The organism is Halomonas chromatireducens (assembly GCF_001545155.1).
Taxonomy (GTDB): Bacteria; Pseudomonadota; Gammaproteobacteria; order Pseudomonadales; family Halomonadaceae; genus Halomonas; species Halomonas chromatireducens.
Genome location: NZ_CP014226.1, coordinates 3,072,262 through 3,091,848 on the forward strand (window position 1 = coordinate 3,072,262; position 19,587 = coordinate 3,091,848).

Consider the following 19,587-nt stretch of genomic DNA (forward strand, 5'->3'; position numbering starts at 1 on the left):
AGGTCAGAAAACCCCTTGACAGTGCCGGAGGATTGAAATTAGGCTTGCCACATGGCTTTTGGTATACCATGAGCCAAACCGGAAGACAGAGACCCACAACATCAACTGTCACTGCACTTCCCTGACTCCCGTAGGCATACCAATAAAACGGGCCATTGGCTGCAACAGCCAATACCCAGGCAACCAGGAGAGATCCCCATGGCCGAACTGATGAATCGTGACGAATTCCGCACCGCCCTCGAAGACGCCATCAAGGGCAAGAGCGCCAACAAGGCACCGTTCAGCGTGGCATGGGCCAGCGGCAAGCTGAGCCGAGCCCACCTCGCCAAGTGGGCCGAGAACCACTATCACTACGTTGGCCCCTTCGCCGACTACCTGGCCTACATCTACGCCAACACCCCGGAGAACTACACCGAGGCCAAGGACTTCCTGCTGCAGAACATGTATGAGGAAGAGCTCGGCGGTGACCGTCACACCGACCTGCTGATCCGTTTCGCCGAGGCTTGCGGCACCACTCGCGAGCGGGTCGAGAACCCCGACAACATGTCGCCCACCACCCGTGGCCTGCAGAGCTGGTGCTATGCCGTTGCCATGCGCGAGCACCCGGTGGTAGCCGTGGCCGGCCTTGTGGTTGGCCTGGAGTCCCAGGTGCCCTCCATCTATCGCAAGCAGACCCCGACCCTGCGCGACAAGTATGGCTTCACCGATGAAGAGGTCGAGTTCTTCGACCTGCACATCGTCTCCGACGAGATCCACGGCGAGCGCGGCTATCAGATCGTGCTCGAGCACGCCGACACCGTCGAACTGCAGCAGCGCTGCCTGAAGATCTGCGAGATCGGCGCCCAGATGCGCCTGCTCTACACCACGGCACTCTACTACGACTACGTGGCCAGCGACCTGCCCCTCTCCGAGCTCGACCTGGCGGCCTGATACCAGCCGTTTCGGTTCGTATCTCCGCACGATGCCTGCCGGCCCAGGCCGGCAGGCATCGATCCCAGGACAGGGCTCCAATGATCACACGAGGTGAGCTTCTTGGATAACGTCACTCAGTTTCTCAATTACATCGACGGCAAATGGTTGCCCTGCGGCTCGAGCTCGACCTTCGAGAACCGCAACCCGGCAGACCAGGACGACCTGCTCGGCCAGTTCCAGGCCTCTTCCGCGGAAGATGCCCAGCAGGCCATCGCAGCAGCCGAGAAGGCGTTCCCCGCATGGCGGGACACCCCCATTTCAAAGCGCGCGAAAATCCTCAACCAGGCGGCGGATTATCTGGTCGAGAATATCGAGCAGTTCGCCGAGGAGCTGACCCGCGAAGAGGGCAAGCTGCTCGCCAACAGCCGCGACGAGATCGCCCGCTCGGCCCAGACCCTGCGCTTCTACGCCGTAGAGGGCCAGACCATCACCGGCGAGACCTTCCCCCAGGACGACGCCAAGATGATGGTCTACACCCAGCGCGAACCGCTGGGCGTGGCAACCATCATCACGCCCTGGAACTTCCCGATCTCGATTCCGGCAAGAAAGATTGCACCGGCCCTGATCACCGGCAACACCGTGGTCTTCAAGCCCTCGTCGGATGCGCCGCTGATCGCCTATCGCCTGGCGGAAGCGCTGCATCATGCCGGCGTCCCTGAAGGTGTCTTCAACTTCATTACCGGCAGCGCATCGGCCATCGGTGAAGAAATCACCGCTGCGCCTGTGGTACGTGCGATCTCCTTCACCGGCTCCACTGCAGCCGGTGAGAAGATCCATCGCAGCGCCCCGATGGCGACGCGCACCCAGATGGAGCTCGGCGGCAAGAACCCGCTGATCGTACTCGACGATGCCGATATCGACACGGCCGTCGACCTCACCATCAAGGGTGGCTTCTCGCTCACGGGCCAGGCCTGTACCGGCACCAGCCGTGTGCTCATCGCCCCCTCGATCAAGGCCGTCTATCTAGAGCGCCTGGTGGAACGAGTCAAGGAACTGCAGATCGGCAACGGCTTGGACAAGGGCACCCAGATCGGTCCACTCGCCACCCGCCAGCAGCTCGACACCGTGCTCGGCTATATCGATACCGGCAAGCGCGAGGCAACCCATGTCCACGGCGGCGAGCGTTTGAGCGGCGGTGACTACGACAAGGGCTTCTACGTATCGCCGGCGATCTTCAGCGACGTGACGCAAGAGATGCGCATCGCCCAGGAGGAGATCTTCGGTCCCGTGGTAGCGGTCATCGAGATCGACGGCTACGACGATGCCATCGCCAAGGCCAACGATACGCCCTATGGGCTGGCGGCTGCCCTGGTGACGCGCAATATCGAATACATCCAGCGTTTTCCGAACGACATCCAGGCCGGCACCGTCAAGGTCAACCGCACCACCACGGGCAATCTGGTCAATGCGCCCTTTGGCGGCCTGAAGCAGTCGAGCACCTCCACGTTCCGCGAGTCGGGACGCGCCGGGCTGGACTTCTTCACTCAGACCAAGACCGTCTACATCGGCCGCTGAGCGCGGCACCTACAACGACAACCTGACGACAAGGTGAGCCCCATGAAACAGGTATTTCGTCTCGAACTCGAAGAAGCCAAGTTGATGGTCGAAGCGGCCAAGCGGAAGTCGGAGGAGATCAACGTCCTCGAGAGCATCTGCATCGTCGACGACGGCGGCTATCCGCTGGCACTGGAGCGCATGAACGGCGCTCGTATCACCGGCCCGCAGATCGCCTGGAACAAGGCCTTCACTGCGGCCGGCCACAAGCGCTCCACGCACCTGTTCAACACCGCGCCCAATGGCCCCGCCCTGCCCGGTAACGAGGCATTCGGCATCCAGTGGAGCTTCGAGGGCAAGTTCGCCGTCTTCGTCGGCGGATTCCCGATCGTTGTCGATGGTGAAGTCGTCGGCGGCGTGGGCCTCAGCGGCGGCAACGGCGAGCAGGACACCAAGGCCGGCCTCGCCGCCCTGCAGGCCCTGCAGGAGCACCTGAGCGGTGCCGGTCATGAAGTGATGGTCGAAGCCGACATCAAGAAGTAATCCCCCGACTCCGCCGGCAGGGCCCTGCGACCCTGCCGGCGCATGATAACGACAAGCCAGGTGCCGACACCCCCAAAACACAAGGGCATGCCAATGCCAGGGTGTGCGCCAGGAGGCAGCTATGACATACCGAATCACTCTTGCCGACACCGCTGAGACCTTCGACGTCCAGCCGGGCGAGCCGCTGCTCGATGCGGCCGAGCGGGCAGGTTTCCCCCTCGTGCATGACTGCCGTTTCGGTGGCTGCGGCGCCTGCCGTATCAAGCTGCTGGAGGGCCAGGTGGCCTACGAGGAGATGCCCATGGGGCTCTCCGAGGAAGAGGAGCAGGAAGGCTACGCCCTGGCCTGCCAAGCGGTCGCCCAGAGCGACCTGACCATCAGCGCAGACGTGTTTCCGGCGGGCTATATTCCCCCCGACTACCATGAAGCCACCATCGTCAGCCTGGAGAAGCTCAGCCACGATGTGACCCATCTGGTGCTCAGCATCCCCTCCGCCAGCGAGGTGCGCTTCCTGCCGGGCCAGTACCTCAACATCATGCTGGACGACGGCACGCCGCGCAGCTTCTCGATGGCCTCTCCGCCTCGCAGCGACCTTTTTGATTTCCATATCCGCCGGGTACCGGGCGGCTATTTCACCGAGCGCCTCAACACGCACTACCAGCCCGGCGACACCCTGGACGTCGAGCTGCCACTCGGCGCCTTCCGACACGACGCGGAAAGCACCAACCGCCTGCTGATGGTCGCCGGCGGCACCGGCCTGGCACCGGTCAAGAGCATCATCGAATCGCTGAAGGATGAGCCCCACGCGCCGCACATCACGCTCTACTGGGGCGTACGCCGCGCTGAGGATCTCTATCTCGACGAGCTGCTCCAGCACTGGGCCAGAACACTGCCCCATTTCCACTATATCCCGGTGCTCTCCGACGCCGACCCCGAGTGGGAGGGACGACGCGGCTTTGTCCACGAGGCCGTGTGCCAGGACCACCCCGACCTCAGCGAGTTCGATGCCTACCTCTGCGGCCCGCCACCGATGATCGCCGCCGCGAAGTCCAACTTCGCTGAGCGAGGGCTGAGCGTGGAGAGGATCTTCTCCGACAGCTTCAACTTCACTCATGAACTCAACGACAGCGTGGCATGACGCCCCACCGGCCATAGAGAGGTTGCCACCATGCTAGACATCACCTTCATCACCAACGACAACAAGACCATCTCCGCCCCGGAGGACTCCAATCTGCTGCGCGTCTCGCTGCGCGAGAAGGGAGGCATTCCCTTCAAGTGCGGCGGCGGCCTCTGCGGTACCTGCAAGTGCCTTATCGAGGAGGGCATCGAAAACACCGATGCCGTGAAGAAGAAGGAGGAGAAGCTGCTGAGCCCTGAAGAGATCAGCCAAGGCTATCGCATGGCCTGCCAGACCTTCCTCACCGGCAGCGTGAAGGTCTCCTGGGATGAGAGCAAGCCGGCAAAGCCCATCAAGGCCGGCCAGATCAAGCCCAAGACGGAAGCCTGAAGCAGGCCCTCTTTCCCCGACCGGCTCGCAGCGTCCGGCTTGCGCCGACAGCAGGGTAGCGGCTGGTCCAGTACAACAATTGCGAGGTCATATGATACGTGTTGGACTCATCGGTTATGGCACGGCAGGCAGGGATGTCGCCGAAGCCATCCTCGGCGGTCAGGCGGGCAACACCCGGCTGGCCGCCGTCCTGGTACGCGACACCGCCAAGTATGCCAATACCCTGGAGGGCGGCCTGATCACCGACAGCGAAGAGGCCTTCTTCGCCTGCCATCCCGATGTGGTGGTCGAAACTGCTGGTCATGAAGCCGTGATCCGCTACGCCGAGACATCGCTCTGCCATGGCTGCGACTTCATGGTGGTGTCGGTCGGTGCCTTCTGCGATCAGGCCCTGCATGACCGGGTCATGGACAGCGCCAGCCGGCATGGCAGACGGGTGCTGGTCCCCTCCGCCGCTATCGCCGGCCTCGACCGCATCGCCGCAGCCGCCCAGGGCCCGCTCGACAGCGTGACACTCACCACCCGCAAGCCGGTTAAGGCCTGGCGCGGCACGTTTGCTGAAGAGGTGGTGGATCTCGATACGGTCGAGAAGCCCACCGTGATTTTCGAAGGCAATGCGCGGGAGTCATCGCGGGTCTTCCCCGAGAGCGTCAACGTCTCGGCGGCCCTGAGCCTGGCAGGCGTAGGCTTCGAGGCGACCCGGGTACGGGTGCTGGTCGACCCCACCATCGACAAGAACGTCCACGAGGTCTCGGCCAAGGGGCTATTCGGCGAAGTCCGCATTGAGGTGCAGAATACCCCGTCCCCGAACAACCCCAAGACCGGGTATATCGTCGCCATGAGTGTGGCACGCGCATTGAAGAATCTCTCTTCTCCTCTCGTCATCGGCTAGAGGCTACGGGCACGGTAAACCTTGCGATGCCGGCCCGGAATACGTGGGAATTCACCTACCAAGGAGTTTTAGAGATGAGCAAAGCCTATTGGGTCTCTTGCTATCGTGAAATATCCGATCCAAAGAAGTATGCCAGCTATATACAGCTGGCAATCCCGGCCATCGCCGCTGGCGGCGGCGTCTTCCTGGCCAGGGATGTGGCGGCGTATGCCTATGAGGACGGCCAACAGGACCGCACCATCATCATCGAGTTTCCCGATTTGGAGAGTGCCCGTGCGACGCATGATGGTGAGGCTTACGCTGCAGCGCTGGAAGCCCTCGGCGATGGCGCGGTCAGGGATATTCGGCTTGTCGGAGGCGTCTCTCAAGCCTGAGAGCGGCTCATATAGGCCTGGCGGGACTTTTCGAGGTGGATGCGGGTAAAATTCTCGGCCAAGTCTGCTTCTCCACTGCGGATCGCGCTCAACACGTCCTGGTGCTCACGCAGGGCCGCCTTGGTGCGGCCGGGCAAGGCGCTGCTGAGATTTGAGAAGGCACGCACGTAATCCTTGAGGTCGACCAGCATCTCGTGAAGCTTGGGATTGCCGGAGGCCCGCCCAATCAGCTCGTTGTACTTGACGTTGAGCTCGACCTCGTCGCCACCCCCGTTGTTCAACGCCTCCTCCATCTCGGCCATGAGCTGGTCGATTTCAGCGATGATCCCGTCGCTGACCTTCTGTGCCGCCAGCCGGGCGGCCAGCGACTCGAGCGAAGCCAGGATCATGAAGACTTCCAGGATCTCGGCCTGGGTGATCTCGTTGACCACAACTCCCTTGCGCGGCACCGTTCGCACGAAACGCTGGGTCTCGAGTCGAAACAGCGCCTCGCGGATGGGGGTACGACTGATATTGAGTTTCTCGGCCAATACCCGCTCGACCAACCGATCGCCCGCCTTGTATTCCCCACGCAGTATCGCGTCCTTGAGGTAGACATACACCTTGTCGCGGATCGGGGAGAGGTCTTCCTGAGTCCAGGTCTCTGCCATGGGGACTTACCTTCGAGTGGCCAAAAAAAACGAGAAATAATCAGATGTAACAGGGTACCACAGCGGAACTTTCCTGGCATACGAAGCACCTTGAGGGTGCAGTCCCGCATCCCTGTCTCTATCGATGCAACGAAAAGCCCCCTGGGGAAACCAAGGGGCTGAATCGTAGTAGATGCGTCCGGAAGGCTAGGACGTCGTCGCGGCAACCTTTTCGAGGCGCGTATCGATGGTGCCGAAGGTGACCAGTTGCTTCAGCTCCTGGCGGGCCTCTTCGACGGTCGCAAACTTCTCGAAGAACTTGATCGGCACACTATTGGTCTGCCCGTTATCGCCACACTCTACGATGCTGACACGACTGCCATCGGCAGCGACTTCGGCAATGGTGAAGTCGGCTTTTTTCTTGCCGTAGAAGTAGTAGGCATAGGTCTCGACCGGAGAGATGCCGTTGTCCGGCCTGGCATCGTATTCGTCGGATTTGCTTGTCAGGATGATGTACATGTCAGTGCCCTCTTTCATCATTGTAATGGCATGCCGCTGGATAGTGTGATCAGGCCGACAGGCGGCCTCAGGCGATTTCCGGCGTCGGTGGCGCCGTTTCTACCGGGCCGGCCAGCAGTTCCCGAACTGCCGCCGTCAAGCCCTCCAGCGCCTCCTCGACGATCGCCTGGCCGATCTCGTAGCTGGCCTGGGTGGCATCCCCTATACAGCCGTTTCGCGTCATCTCCTCGTAACGGTAGAAACCCTGGATGGGATTGCCAGGCCGCAGCGCCTCCCAGCGCCCGCCAGATACAATGTCTCCCTTCTCCAGCCTCTCGGGGCGGACCAGGTGAGGCGCCAGGTAAAACGCCTCCGACACTTCTCGCTCACAGCTATGACCATAGAGCGTTGAGTGAATGTGCTCCTTCATCGCTTTCTTGGCCGCTGCGGTGGTCTTGGCGTAGTAGCACGCCACACCGAGCTCCTGGGTAAGGCTGGTGCAGGCCAGACCAAGGGTCGACTGATTGCCGCCATGGCCGTTGAGGAACAGGACCCGGGTGATACCGTGCCGTTTCAGCGATTCCACCATGTCCCGCAAGAGTGCCAGCAGGGTTTCGGGCCGCAGGCTGATAGTTCCCGGGAAATTCATGTGATGCGGTGACACCCCCATGTTGACGGTGGGGGTCACCAATACCTCGGGGTGAAGTGCCGTGGCGAGTCGCTTGGCCATTTCGGTGGCCAGCACCGCATCGCAGCTTTCATTCATGTGCGGGCCATGCTGCTCATGGGCACCCACAGGAATGATGGCCATGCGTGCGGTCTTCAGGGCATCCTCGACCTCTGGCCAGGTCATTTCGGTTAGTACAAAACCGTTCATTCGGTTCTCCTTTCGGGCCCCGCCCTGCTGTCGGCTATCTCGCAACCGGCGCTACGCGACAAAGCCCAGTGTCGTCAGAGCCTTCTGGCATTTGGTATACCGTATGCCTGAAACTAACGCACTTGATGCCGCCCTGTAAAGTCCCGGAGGTCGCTCAATGCAATCTGCTCCTGGCATGCCCAGGAACGCCTGAACGATTCACGCGCTTACCCCGCGGCACCGACGCGCCCAGGGTCGATCGCACCGTCTCCGGGCGCTGCGCGGAAAGCCGGCGATACTGGCCGCATCCGGACAACTTCCTGAGCGGCATAGGCCCACTTAACTAACAGCTGCGCTGCGCCACCTGACTGGAGAGAGTGATGTGTTCCTCGATCAATGCGCGAGCCCCCTTCGCATCACGGGCCAGAGCCAGCGCCACAAGCTCGCCGTGTTGGGCATCGAGCCGCTGCCTGAGCTCCGGAGCACTGGGCGCGACTCGACGATATCGATCGAACTGGTCGTGCAACTGGCTGATGAAGCGCAGCAGCCAGACGGAGCCGCAGGGCGCCACCAGGGCGTTGTGGAACCGGGTGTGCAGCTGTTCCCACTCTCGCAATGGGGTCGAGGACCCGGCACGGGTCAGACGATGATTGGCCGCCAGCAACTGGGATTCCCACTCCTCGTCGCCATTGGCGATGGCACGCTCGATCGCCATTCCCTCCATCTGTCGTCGCATCTCGGCAATGTCGTCGAGCTCGCTTCGGGTCAGCTCAAGCACCCGAAAACCACGCTGGTTCTCCTGCCGTAGCAGGCCATAGGCCGCCAGCCGATTGAGTGCTTCACGCAGCGGGCTCAGCCCCACCTGATAGGTTTCCTTGAGCGAGCTAATTGACAACCTCTCACCGGCGCCGAATCGCCCGCTCAACAGGTCCTGGCGCAGGACCTCGAAAATCCGACTCGATGCCGTAGCCCCCGGTTGCTTTGCATTATGTGTCATGGCGTGCTTCCAAAATTATTTTGGGATTTGGTATACCGAAGTCTTGACGACTCTCTTTTATGCATCATATTCTAGGTTAAATAATCGATTATTACCAGGAAAACACACGGCCTTGTTCCAGTATGATGATGATTTCAATGATTTTATCCCATAGCAGCCCAGCAAGGACGACCGTCCCATGAGTGCATCGATACAGGGCAGAATCTTTTTTTCCTTCCTCCGGATCGGCCTTCTGGGCTTTGGTGGAGGCCCTTCCATGATCCCTTTGGTACACCAGGAAGTGGTCAAGCGCCATGGCTGGCTGGAAGACGAAGAGTTTGCTGACATCCTGGCCATCGCCAATACCCTGCCCGGCCCCATCGCCACCAAGATGCCGGGCTACATCGGCTATCGCATCGGCGGCCTGGCCGGCTGCATCAATGCTGTCCTTGCGGTGATCCTGCCAATGATCGTGGCCATGATACTCATGCTGGGGCTGTTCAGCCGATACCGCGACGTAAGCTGGATCCATGGCATGGGACAGGGCGTAGTGCCGGTCGTCATGGTGATGATGGCCCAGCTCGCCTGGGATTTTCTGCACAAGTCCCGCCTGGTTCTCGGCTGGACGGTAAGCCTGGCTATGGCAGTCATCGCCGGCGGTCTCATTTATTGGGTCGGCATCCATCCGGGCTGGGTCATCGGCGCCATTCTCGTTACGGCACTGCTGCAGCCAATCTCGAAAGCGAAGGCAGCAGAGGGAACGGCGCCATGATTCATTTCGAGCTGTTTCTCGCCTTCTTCATTCCCAACATCATCGGCTACGGCGGTGGTCCGGCCATCATTCCGCTGATCGAGGCAGAAGTGGTCGGCCGTTACGGCTGGATGAGCGGCCAGGAGTTCGCTGAGATCCTGGCTCTGGGCAATGCCCTGCCCAGCCCCATCGCCACCAAGATGGCCGGTTACGTGGGCTATGAGGTCGCCGGCCTTGGTGGCGCCCTCATAGCTGTGTTCGCCACGGTCGTACCCTCGCTGCTGCTGATGCTGGGCGCACTGGGCCTGCTTTATCGCCACCGCGAATCGCCGCGCGTGAAGCGCATGAGCCAGTGGGTCCGCCCCGTCATCGCCATGATGATGGCGTGGCTTGTGGCCAGTTTCTTCATGGAAGGCGTCAATGGGGCCGGCTTGGCCCACACGCTACTGATCGCAGCGGCGGCGGCTATCGCCCTGCTTCGCTTCAGCACCCACCCCGCAATCGTGGTATTGGGCGCACTGCTCTATGGCGCCGTGATGCTGGGCTAACCCACAGGCAGCCTCACAAAAGGCTGGCCATTGACCAGACTGGAGATTACCCATGCAGCCAACGTCTTTCTGAATCCCAGGCGCATAGACGCGCCGGTGCCCTTCGCCTGAACCTGGCGAAACGGCACGGCAACAAGGCAACGAGCGATAAAAACAACGCCTATCCAACCTGACAAACACAATCCAAGGTGCAATATGGAACAACTTGAACAGGTACAACTAACCGCGTCGCACTGGGTGTTCCTACTGGTCATCCTGGCGATCTTCGTCTCCATCGGCTTTCGCAAAGGGGTCATCGTCCCCTCGATAATCGGTATCTTCATGCTGGGCCTGCTCGCCGAGCCTCAGCACGACGGCGCGCTCAATCAGGTTATCTTTGCCGTACAGGTAGTCTTTCGGGCTCTATTGAATGCCGGCACCGAACTGTTCGATATTATGCTGGTCATCGCCCTGATGGTGGCGATGCTAAAATCGCTACAGAGCCAGGGCGCCGATCGGCTCATGGTCGCCCCCATGAAGAAGCTGATGGTAGGCCCCTGGACCGCCTTCTTCGTGCTCGGCGTGACAATGTATATCGCGGCGGCCTTCTTCTGGCCCACACCCGCCGTCGCCCTGGTGGGTACCGTACTGATCCCGGTTGCCATGCAGGTCGGCCTGCCCGCCATCGGCGCAGCCATGGCCGTTAACCTGTTCGGCCACGGCATGGCCCTGTCGGCCGACCCCATCATTCAGGGCGCCAGCCGCCTGACAGCCAGTGCCGCGGGGATTGAAACCACCACGCTGGTACCCTATACCCTGCTGTTCTCAGTCGTCGTGGGTGTCGTTGCCATCACCTTGGCCTGCCTGCAACTGCGTCGGGATATGCGATCCGGCGTGCTCGAGGCGCCCAAGGGTGACGAGGTCTTTGCCCCCCGTTCGGCAGGTGCCGCAGCGGTGCAGACTGAGACAGTCAAGGAAGAGGAGGAGCCCGAGGCCGGCCCCTACGCCCGCCTCTTTGCCATTGCGGTACCCATCATCCTGCTCAGCATCGCCGGACTGATGATCTATCGCGCCGTGTTCATGCCCGACCAGGCCATTCGCGGTGGCGGCGCCACAGCCTTGCTGGGCGGCACGGCAACGATCCTGCTGGTGCTCTCCTCGTTCGCTTCCCACGGCCACCATGCCCTGGACGGCATCAGCACCTATACTCGCGAGGGCTTCTTCTTCGCCATCAAGATCTTCGCACCGATCATACCCATCGCCGGTTTCTTCTTCCTCGGTCACCCAGGCCATTCCGCCGAGGTCATTGGTGCAGGTGCATCAGGCTTCCTCTTCGATATCGGCCACAATATCGGCCACTACATCGATGGCAATATCTTCCTGCTGACCTTCGGCATGGCCTTCATCGGTCTGCTCTCCGGCATGGACGGCTCGGGCTTCTCCGGCCTTCCGCTAGTGGGTTCACTGTCAGGTGCACTGGGTACCGCAGCCAATGTCGACATCCATGTGCTGGCAGCCCTCGGCCAGGTGGCAGCGATTTTCGCCGGCGGCGGCACGCTGGCGGCCTGGGCCTTCGGCGTGGCAGCTGATGCAGGCATTGCCGGCGTCAGCCCCGCAGCCCTGGTGCGGCGTAACTTCGTACCGGTCATCACGGGTATCGTTGTAGCCTCGCTGCTTGCCGTATTCCTGCTGATGTAGGACCGACACAAGTTGACTGTCAACTACTCACCCGGCATCTAGGCGCCGGGTGAGTTTTTTATGCAGGGAAAGAAAAAATAGAGGAACGGAGGGTTGACGAAACCCACCTTCTGGAACATGGTATACCATATGCCAGAAGGCAAAGCAGACGCTGTGCAGAGAGATCCTCATGCACGATCTGACGATAATGAGCTAGGTGACGATATGCCCCTGATCAAGATTCACAAGAACGGCGAGGTATTCGAAGGCGAAGTCCAGCCCAAGACCAATTTGGTCGTGCGTGCCGGTATACGCCAGTTTCCCTACCCCCATCTCAGCTACGGCTGCGGCATGGGCAAGTGTGCCAAGTGCATGTGCAAGGTGCTCAAGGGTGGGGAAACGCTTGCCGAGCCCAACTGGAAGGAGAAGAAGATGCTGGGATCACGTCTCGAGCAGGGATATCGCCTTGCCTGCCAGCTTTGGGTCGAAGAAGATCTGGAACTGGCCCAGGAGGCTGCCGCCGCCCCAGCCGCCTCGAAGATGCCCGGCACCACGACCAATTCCTAGTGTCGCTTCAGGTGTCGCCGGCACAGCTCCCGAGCAGGCTTCCCTCAACACCCAATCCCATCAACAGAAAAGCCCATCAGGCATGAAAACTGATGGGCTTTTTCCTTAGGCAAGCTGTCGGCGCCGCGCTAGCCCAGATACTTGATCATTACCCCCGCCGCCACCGCAGAGCCGATGACTCCGGCCACGTTGGGCCCCATGGCATGCATCAGCAGGAAGTTGTGCGGGTTGGACTCAAGGCCCACCTTGTTGGCGACACGAGCCGCCATGGGCACCGCAGAGACCCCTGCGGCACCGATCAACGGGTTGATTGGCATCTTGCTCATGACGTTCATCAGTTTGGCCATGAGCACCCCCGCCGCAGTGCCGATGGCAAACGCCACCATGCCAAGCGCCATGATCCCCAGCGTTTCCTGGGCAAGGAAGGTCTCGGCCATCAGTCGCGAGCCCACGGCGAGCCCCAGCACGATGGTGACGATGTTGATCAGTGCGTTCTGCGCGGTGTCGGTAAGCCGCTCCACCACGCCACACTCACGCATCAGGTTGCCGAAGCAGAACATGCCCAGCAGCGGTGCTGCGTCTGGAAGGAACACCGCCACCAGCATCAACAGCAACAGAGGGAAGACGATCTTTTCCAGCTTCGACACCGGCCGCAGCTGGGTCATGGTGATCTCGCGTTCCTTCTTGCTGGTCAGCAGTTTCATGATCGGCGGCTGTATCATGGGTACCAGCGCCATGTAGGCGTAGGCGGCCACAGCGATTGCACCCAGCAGCTCCGGGGCCAGCACACTGGAGACATAGATCGAGGTGGGTCCGTCGGCCCCGCCGATGATGCCGATGGCGGCCGACTGCTCCAGGGAGAAGTCCATCCAGCCCATCGCCGACAAGCCCACCGCGCCGAACACCGTGGCGAAGATGCCGAACTGCGCTGCAGCCCCCAGGAAGAGAGTACGCGGGTTGGCCAGCAGCGGACCGAAGTCGGTCATGGCCCCCACGCCCATGAAGATCAGCAGCGGCGCGATCCCCGAGGCAACGGCCACGGTATAGAACGTGTAAAGCAGGCCGTCGCCATAGCCGACATTGATCGCCACGTCCTTGGCAGCACGAAGCTGGTCGGGCGCGGCGCCGTTGTCGATAAGCGCCTTGAGGGTGGCCCGCCAGGCTTCTTCGCCGGCCAACGGGTCAAGCGTCGCCCCCAGCGCCGAGGCGATCTGGTGAAGCACCGCGGGGCGCGCCACCTCGATGGCCTGATCCAGTGCGGAGATAGCCAGGCCCGCCTCTGGAATGTTAGCGAGAATGCCGCCAAAGCCGATCGGCACCAGCAGCAGCGGCTCGAATTTCTTGGCGATGGCCAGGTAAAGAAGGATCAGGCCCACCGCGATCATTACCGCCTGGCCGAGGGTCAGGTTGTATAGGCCCGAGCCCTCCCACAGGGTCAATAAATGTTCCATGATGGTGGACCCTTAAAGCTCGATGAGCACGTCGCCGACGGACACACTGTCGCCTTCGCTGACCTTGACCATGGAGACAGTGCCGTCGCTTGAGGCACGCACTTCGGTTTCCATCTTCATGGCCTCGAGGATGATGACGACATCACCTTCCTTTACCGCGTCACCCGGCTTGACGTTGACCTTGAAGATGTTGCCTGCCAAGGGTGCGGCGATTGTCGCGCCGCTGGGCCCGGCCGGTGTGGCCGGCGCCGGGGCTGCGCCCGCCTGCTCCGACACCTCGCCGATTTCGCCACCCTCGGCCACTTCCACTACATAGGCCTTGCCGTTCACCTTGACGGTGTAGGTCTCGGGACCGCTCGGGGCAGCGCCCTGTTGCGCCGGCACCTTGGCCTGCGTCGTGGCCGGCAGGCTGGCCGCGGGCTGGGCTTCCGCCGCCTGGGGCACCGGCTCGAAGGCATCGGGATTGTCGCGATTCTTGAGGAACTTGAGGCCGATCTGCGGGAACAGCGCGTAGGTGAGAACGTCATCGATCTCACGCTCGCCCTCAGCGAGGCGGATACCCTCGGCCTTGGCCTTCTCCTTGAGCTCGGCGGCGAGCCTGTCCATTTCCGGCTCGAGCAGGTCGGCAGGACGGCAGGTAATCGGCTCCCCACCCTCCAGCACGCGCTGCTGCAGTTCCTTGTTCAAGGGAGCGGGGGCAGCACCGTATTCACCCTTGAGCAGCGCCTGGACTTCCTTGGAGATCGACTTGTAGCGCTCGCCCATCATCACGTTCATTACCGCCTGTGTACCAACGATCTGTGATGTCGGCGTCACCAACGGGATATAGCCCAGGTCCTCGCGGACACGCGGTATCTCGCCCAGCACGTCGTCAAGCTTGTCGCCGGCACCCTGCTCCTTGAGCTGGCCTTCCATGTTGGTGAGCATGCCGCCGGGCACCTGGGCCACCAGAATGCGGGAGTCGATGCCCTTCAGAGAACCTTCGAAGGCGGCGTACTTCTTGCGCACCTCGCGGAAATAGCCGGCGATCTCCTCGAGCAGTTCGAGGTCCAGGCCGGTGTCGCGCTCGGTGCCCCGCAGGATGGCGACCACTGATTCAGTGGGGCTATGGCCGTAGGTCATCGACATGGAAGAGATGGCGGTATCGACGTTGTCGATGCCGGCCTCCACGGCCTTGAGGATCGAGGCAGTGGACATCCCGGTGGTGGCATGGCACTGCATGTGGATCGGGATCGACAGCGCCTTCTTCAGTCGCGAGACCAGCTCGAAGGCGTCATAGGGGGTCAGCAGGCCGGCCATGTCCTTGATGCACAGGGAATCGGCCCCCATGTCGGCAATGGTCTCGGAGAGCTCCACCCAGCTGTCCAGGGTATGCACCGGGCTGACGGTATAGGAGATCGTGCCCTGGGCGTGGCCCTGCACGTCGCGCACTGCCTTGATGGCGCGCTCCAGGTTGCGCGGATCGTTCATGGCATCGAACACGCGGAAGACATCGACGCCGTTGGTCTTGGCCCGCTCGACGAAACGGTCGACCACATCGTCGCCGTAGTGCCGATAGCCCAGCAGGTTCTGTCCACGTAGCAGCATCTGCTGTGGCGTATTGGGCATGGCCTCCTTCAACGCCCGTATCCGCTCCCACGGATCTTCACCGAGATAGCGGATACAGGCGTCGAAGGTGGCTCCGCCCCAGGACTCCAGCGACCAGAAGCCGACACGGTCGAGCTTCTCGGCGATCGGCAGCATGTCGTCCAGGCGCATGCGGGTCGCGAACAGCGACTGATGGGCGTCGCGCAGCACGACGTCGGTGATGCCCAGCGGGCGCTTGGTCTCACTCATGACGATGACCCCGTAGAGATGGCAGTGTAGTTATGTAGTAATATGGCGCGCCCTCGCCGCACTCTCAGCCAGTAGCGAGTCAGCGGCGATGGCGGTAACGATGGACGGCGGTGCTGATGACGGCCATGAGTTCGGCATCATCGGTCCTGTCAGCGGTGGGCGCCACGCCTTTCCCGGCGGCGGGCTGCACGGCAGGCGGTGTGGGGGCCAGGCGGCGAATGACCAGCGACATCAAGCTTGTGGTCAGCACGAGCACGGTAAGAAAAACAAAAACAAATCCCATGCCGACGCCCATCAGGGCCAGACCGTCATGTAACAGCTGCAGATCCTGCATTCGCCTTCTCCCGTAACCTGACCACGAACAGCCGCCATCAGGTCGTATAGCGTAGAAATCCGGTCGTCTAAACTGCCACACTCAGGACAGATTGCAAGCGCCCCATGGTGGAAGCCAGCGTTGTTAATTTACTACAAGGAGGCCGTGAGATGGGCCGTATCGGGCTCGCCCCCATGGAAGGAGTGATCGACTCCGTCACCCGCGACTTGCTAACGCGACTGCCCGGCTTCGACTGGACGGTCACCGAATTCGTGCGCGTTGTCGATGCCCGCCTGCCGCCACGGGTCTACCACAAGATCTGCCCCGAGCTCGCCCGACTCCCGGCCCGCACCCCTTCTGGTGTGCCGGTGCATCTGCAGCTGCTGGGCAGCGATCCCAGCGCCCTGGCTGCCAATGCCCGGCAGGCCCTGCAGCTGGGCGTGCGCAGCATCGATCTCAATTTCGGCTGCCCGGCCAAGCTGGTCAATCGCCATGATGGCGGCGCCTCGCTGCTGCGCGATCCCCGCCGGGTCTACGCGGCGGTAGCTGCCGTACATGACACGGTCGGCCACGCCATACCGGTAACAGCCAAGATCCGTCTCGGCTTTTCCAACCGCCGCCTCGCCCTGGCCTGCGCCGGGGCAGCCGAAGACGGCGGCGCGTCACAGCTCGTGGTGCATGCCCGCACCCGCGACGAAGGCTATCGGCCACCGGCCCACTGGGAATGGATCGGTCGTATACGCCGACACCTGAGCATACCCGTGGTCGCCAATGGCGATATCTGGAGCCTGGAAGACTACTGGAAAGCGAGAACGTTATCTGGCTGCCAGGATGTCATGCTGGGTCGTGGCGCCCTTGCGGACCCCTGGCTGGCACCCCGCATTCGTCATTGGCTATGCACCGGCGAACGCCTCCTCGATACCAGTTGGCAGGCCCGTGCAGCGATGCTTGTCGCCTATGCTGCAACGCAGCGCGAAAAACTGCAAGCTCGGGTAGTGGTATCACTGGTCAAGCAGTGGCTGAACCAGATGCGCTACCGGGATGCCATGGCGGCTCAGCGCTTCGAGCAACTCAAGCGCATTACCGACCTCGATACTCTGCTCGCCGGGCTTGCGGCGACCCCGGCGCAAGGGCCGCTCTCGAACCCGCTTGAGTCCGGGCTCGTCTCTCTTGAGTCGTGAGTGTAAGCCGAACCATAAAAAAGGGGTGGACGTCGACAGGCAACGTCACCCCAAACGATCGCAGCCGGCGCAATCATCCCTGAACAGGCCGATGCCACTAGCAGAAGCGGGCTGGCTCAATGGCCACAAACAGAAGACCCGCCCTCACATGGAGGGCGGGTCTGAATCTGGCGCGCCCGGGAGGATTCGAACCTCCGACCCCCTGATTCGTAGTCAGGTACTCTATCCAGCTGAGCTACGGGCGCGAACGGTATAACCGTGACTTGCCTTGATACTTGAAACGTTACACGTAGTACCGTGCTGCTACATTCATGCCGCTTTGCACGATATTACTTGGCACTATTCAATAAGTGCTACGTCTCTTATCGCTAAACCACTTATCGTTAAACCAATTAGGGCTATGAACACCAGCTCCAGGGCCATGAACACTAGCTCTACGCGAAGGACTCGATGATCATGTCGCCATCATGCGCTCTGGCAACATGGCGCGCCCGGGAGGATTCGAACCTCCGACCCCCTGATTCGTAGTCAGGTACTCTATCCAGCTGAGCTACGGGCGCGTTGCTTTCTCCAACGCTTCTTGCTCGATCTACCACTTATACCTTGGCACGTGCCGCGATGGCGGAGAGGGAGGGATTCGAACCCTCGATGGGGCTATAAACCCCATACTCCCTTAGCAGGGGAGCGCCTTCAGCCACTCGGCCACCTCTCCCTCACGACACGGCGCATACTCTATCGCCTCTGCGCCGCTTTGTCTAGCGTATTCAGGGATTTGTTTCTTCCGGGCTGAATCGCCAGCGTCTCGTTATGGCTCTCTCAAGATGCTGCGCCGCCACCCCCTTCGTCAGACTTCTCGCGCTGTATGCGCTGATAGATCTCCTCACGGTGTACAGCAACATCCTTGGGTGCATTGACACCGATACGGACCTGATTGCCCTTGACGCCAAGGACTGTCACGGTGATGTCATCACCGATCATCAGGGTTTCGCCGACACGGCGGGTCAGGATGAGCATGACTGATCTCCTTCTCAGACGACTAGCAACGGGATACGCGACGATCCAATCGACGCCATTAAACTAAACATATTATGTGGCATGACACCACTATGCACCACCGACGCGCACCATGACACCATGGATGCGTTGAAGGGAAGTCGATTTGTTGTGGTGTCATCGACCTCCCTCCAGCGTAGAAGATACAGGTTAAGCTCGATGCTTTCTGAGCTATTCGCTTTCAATATCGCTTTTGTCCAGGCCGAAGGCCTTGTGCAGCGCCTTGACCGCAAGCTCCATGTGCTTCTCGTCGATAACCACCGAAATCTTGATTTCGGAGGTTGAAACCATGCGGATATTGACGTTCTCGTCGGCCAGTACGCGGAACATCTTGGAAGCTACACCGGCGTGGGAGCGCATCCCGACCCCCACCAGCGACACCTTGGCGATGTTGTCGTCGCCCTTCACCTCGCCCTCGCCCAGGTCAGGCAGCACCTGCTCCTGGAGGATCTTCATCGTCTGCTTGTAGTCGCCCTTGGCCACGGTGAAGGTGAAGTCGGTGTAGTCGCCTGCCGGCGCCACGTTCTGCACGATCATGTCGACTTCGATGTTGGCATCGGCGATCGGGCCCAGAATCCGTGACGCCACGCCGGGCACATCGGGGGTATTGAGCAGGGTGAGCTTGGCCTCGTTGGCGGTGAAGGCGATACCGGAGATAAGCGGTTCTTCCATGGAGTCCTCGTCTTGGTCGGAGTCAGCAACGATCAGGGTACCGGGGCCATCCTGGAAACTGGACAGCACGCGCAGCGGCACATTGTATTTACCGGCGAATTCAACGGCGCGGATCTGCAACACCTTGGAGCCGAGGCTCGCCAGCTCGAGCATCTCCTCGACGGTAATGGTGTCCAGGCGCTGGGCCTTGGAGCATACGCGGGGGTCGGTGGTGTAGACGCCATCCACGTCGGTGTAGATCTGGCACTCGTCGGCCTTGAGTGCCGCCGCCAGGGCCACACCGGTGGTATCGGAACCGCCGCGGCCGAGCGTGGTGATATTGCCCTCCTCGTCGACACCCTGGAAGCCGGCGACGACCACCACCTTGTTGTCGTCCAGGTCCTCACGCATCTCGTCGGTCTCGATGCGCTGGATGCGTGCCTTGGTGTGAGAGCTGTCGGTGAGAATGCCCACCTGGGAGCCGGTATAGGAGGTCGCAGGCACGCCCAGCTTGTGCAGCGCCATGGCCAGCAGCGAAATGGTGACCTGCTCGCCGGTGGAGACGAGCATGTCCATCTCCCGGGGCGTCGGCTCGTCGTTGATCTCGTTGGCCAGGCCGATGAGGCGGTTGGTCTCGCCACTCATGGCGGACAGGACGACGACGATCTGGTGGCCCTGGTCGCGGAAGCCCTTGACCTTCTCGGCCACGGCCTTGATGCGCTCCACGGAGCCCACCGAGGTGCCGCCGAATTTCTGAACGTATAGTGCCATATGCGGTTTTCCCTCGTTCTTCGAGTGTAAGCGCTCGTATGCGTGAAAGGGCCGGGCTCGCTGTTGCC

At 61.4% G+C, this 19,587-nt stretch carries 21 protein-coding genes and 3 tRNA genes; 12 read left to right on the forward strand and 12 right to left on the reverse strand.

Annotated elements, in window-relative coordinates:
- Positions 1–198: 198 nt before the first annotated feature.
- The 7 genes from LOKO_RS14165 to LOKO_RS14195 all read left to right on the forward strand — a co-directional run bounded on the left by LOKO_RS14165 (position 199) and on the right by LOKO_RS14195 (position 5,782).
- Entirely contained in the window at positions 199–930 is a 732-nt protein-coding gene (locus LOKO_RS14165) for a TenA family transcriptional regulator (RefSeq protein WP_043516801.1), read from the forward strand.
- 93 nt (positions 931–1,023) lie between these two features.
- Positions 1,024–2,487 (forward strand): aldehyde dehydrogenase family protein, encoded by a 1,464-nt coding sequence (locus LOKO_RS14170; RefSeq protein WP_235588873.1) that lies wholly within the window; start codon positions 1,024–1,026, stop codon positions 2,485–2,487.
- A 42-nt stretch (positions 2,488–2,529) separates the two neighbouring features.
- Entirely contained in the window at positions 2,530–3,009 is a 480-nt protein-coding gene (locus LOKO_RS14175; RefSeq protein ID WP_066450750.1) for a GlcG/HbpS family heme-binding protein, read from the forward strand.
- Between the two features lie 121 nt (positions 3,010–3,130).
- Complete coding sequence (locus LOKO_RS14180) at positions 3,131–4,147, forward strand: 2Fe-2S iron-sulfur cluster-binding protein (protein WP_066450753.1); 1,017 nt, start codon at positions 3,131–3,133, stop codon at positions 4,145–4,147.
- 30 nt (positions 4,148–4,177) lie between these two features.
- Positions 4,178–4,516 (forward strand): 2Fe-2S iron-sulfur cluster-binding protein, encoded by a 339-nt coding sequence (locus LOKO_RS14185; RefSeq protein ID WP_066450756.1) that lies wholly within the window; start codon positions 4,178–4,180, stop codon positions 4,514–4,516.
- A 91-nt stretch (positions 4,517–4,607) separates the two neighbouring features.
- A complete protein-coding gene (gene nadX / locus LOKO_RS14190) occupies positions 4,608–5,408 on the forward strand; it encodes an aspartate dehydrogenase (RefSeq protein ID WP_066450758.1) in 801 nt (266 codons plus the stop codon).
- 74 nt (positions 5,409–5,482) lie between these two features.
- Positions 5,483–5,782: a DUF1330 domain-containing protein gene (locus tag LOKO_RS14195; RefSeq protein ID WP_066450761.1), complete on the forward strand. Its 300-nt coding sequence runs from the start codon at positions 5,483–5,485 to the stop codon at positions 5,780–5,782.
- Here LOKO_RS14195 and LOKO_RS14200 read toward each other — a convergent pair.
- The 4 genes from LOKO_RS14200 to LOKO_RS14215 all read right to left on the reverse strand — a co-directional run bounded on the left by LOKO_RS14200 (position 5,773) and on the right by LOKO_RS14215 (position 8,762).
- Positions 5,773–6,432, reverse strand: a complete 660-nt coding sequence (locus LOKO_RS14200) for a GntR family transcriptional regulator (RefSeq protein WP_066450764.1) — start codon at positions 6,430–6,432, stop codon at positions 5,773–5,775. The genes LOKO_RS14195 and LOKO_RS14200 overlap by 10 nt on opposite strands.
- Positions 6,433–6,618: 186 nt before the next feature.
- The gene (locus LOKO_RS14205) at positions 6,619–6,930 is read right to left on the reverse strand and encodes a hypothetical protein (RefSeq protein WP_066450766.1); all 312 of its coding nucleotides are present in this window, start codon (positions 6,928–6,930) and stop codon (positions 6,619–6,621) included.
- A gap of 67 nt (positions 6,931–6,997) precedes the next feature.
- Positions 6,998–7,786 (reverse strand): creatininase family protein, encoded by a 789-nt coding sequence (locus LOKO_RS14210; protein ID WP_066450768.1) that lies wholly within the window; start codon positions 7,784–7,786, stop codon positions 6,998–7,000.
- A gap of 322 nt (positions 7,787–8,108) precedes the next feature.
- Positions 8,109–8,762, reverse strand: a complete 654-nt coding sequence (locus tag LOKO_RS14215) for a GntR family transcriptional regulator (protein ID WP_066450770.1) — start codon at positions 8,760–8,762, stop codon at positions 8,109–8,111.
- 178 nt (positions 8,763–8,940) lie between these two features.
- On the opposite strand from LOKO_RS14215, the gene LOKO_RS14220 reads away from it, so the two are divergent.
- From LOKO_RS14220 to LOKO_RS14235, 4 genes are all read left to right on the forward strand, one after another.
- Positions 8,941–9,513 (forward strand): chromate transporter, encoded by a 573-nt coding sequence (locus LOKO_RS14220; protein WP_066450772.1) that lies wholly within the window; start codon positions 8,941–8,943, stop codon positions 9,511–9,513.
- Positions 9,510–10,040 carry a chromate transporter gene (locus tag LOKO_RS14225; protein WP_066450774.1) on the forward strand — a complete coding sequence of 177 codons (531 nt, stop codon included), beginning with the start codon at positions 9,510–9,512 and terminating at the stop codon, positions 10,038–10,040. The genes LOKO_RS14220 and LOKO_RS14225 overlap by 4 nt, the downstream gene beginning before the upstream one ends.
- Positions 10,041–10,235: 195 nt before the next feature.
- A complete protein-coding gene (locus tag LOKO_RS14230) occupies positions 10,236–11,717 on the forward strand; it encodes a hypothetical protein (protein ID WP_066450776.1) in 1,482 nt (493 codons plus the stop codon).
- 204 nt (positions 11,718–11,921) lie between these two features.
- On the forward strand, positions 11,922–12,263 hold the full coding sequence (locus tag LOKO_RS14235; RefSeq protein WP_066450779.1) for a 2Fe-2S iron-sulfur cluster-binding protein: 342 nt from the start codon (positions 11,922–11,924) through the stop codon (positions 12,261–12,263).
- Between the two features lie 128 nt (positions 12,264–12,391).
- Here LOKO_RS14235 and LOKO_RS14240 read toward each other — a convergent pair whose 3' ends face one another.
- From LOKO_RS14240 to LOKO_RS14250, 3 genes are all read right to left on the reverse strand, one after another.
- Positions 12,392–13,714: a sodium ion-translocating decarboxylase subunit beta gene (locus LOKO_RS14240; RefSeq protein WP_066450782.1), complete on the reverse strand. Its 1,323-nt coding sequence runs from the start codon at positions 13,712–13,714 to the stop codon at positions 12,392–12,394.
- Positions 13,715–13,726: 12 nt separating this feature from the next.
- Positions 13,727–15,550 (reverse strand): sodium-extruding oxaloacetate decarboxylase subunit alpha, encoded by a 1,824-nt coding sequence (gene oadA, locus LOKO_RS14245; RefSeq protein ID WP_066450784.1) that lies wholly within the window; start codon positions 15,548–15,550, stop codon positions 13,727–13,729.
- A 79-nt stretch (positions 15,551–15,629) separates the two neighbouring features.
- The gene (locus LOKO_RS14250; RefSeq protein WP_066450788.1) at positions 15,630–15,884 is read right to left on the reverse strand and encodes an OadG family protein; all 255 of its coding nucleotides are present in this window, start codon (positions 15,882–15,884) and stop codon (positions 15,630–15,632) included.
- 149 nt (positions 15,885–16,033) lie between these two features.
- Between LOKO_RS14250 and LOKO_RS14255 the strand changes: the two genes are divergently transcribed.
- A complete protein-coding gene (locus LOKO_RS14255; RefSeq protein ID WP_235588874.1) occupies positions 16,034–17,044 on the forward strand; it encodes a tRNA dihydrouridine synthase in 1,011 nt (336 codons plus the stop codon).
- Positions 17,045–17,212: 168 nt separating this feature from the next.
- Here LOKO_RS14255 and LOKO_RS14260 read toward each other — a convergent pair.
- The 5 genes from LOKO_RS14260 to LOKO_RS14280 form a co-directional block, all read right to left on the reverse strand.
- A tRNA-Arg gene (locus tag LOKO_RS14260) sits at positions 17,213–17,289 on the reverse strand.
- A gap of 238 nt (positions 17,290–17,527) precedes the next feature.
- Positions 17,528–17,604, reverse strand: a tRNA-Arg gene (locus tag LOKO_RS14265).
- Positions 17,605–17,663: 59 nt separating this feature from the next.
- A tRNA-Ser gene (locus LOKO_RS14270) sits at positions 17,664–17,756 on the reverse strand.
- A 104-nt stretch (positions 17,757–17,860) separates the two neighbouring features.
- Positions 17,861–18,058, reverse strand: a complete 198-nt coding sequence (gene csrA / locus LOKO_RS14275; protein ID WP_066450796.1) for a carbon storage regulator CsrA — start codon at positions 18,056–18,058, stop codon at positions 17,861–17,863.
- A 210-nt stretch (positions 18,059–18,268) separates the two neighbouring features.
- Positions 18,269–19,519, reverse strand: coding sequence for an aspartate kinase (locus LOKO_RS14280; protein WP_066450799.1), 1,251 nt, complete (start codon positions 19,517–19,519; stop codon positions 18,269–18,271).
- Positions 19,520–19,587: the final 68 nt, after the last annotated feature.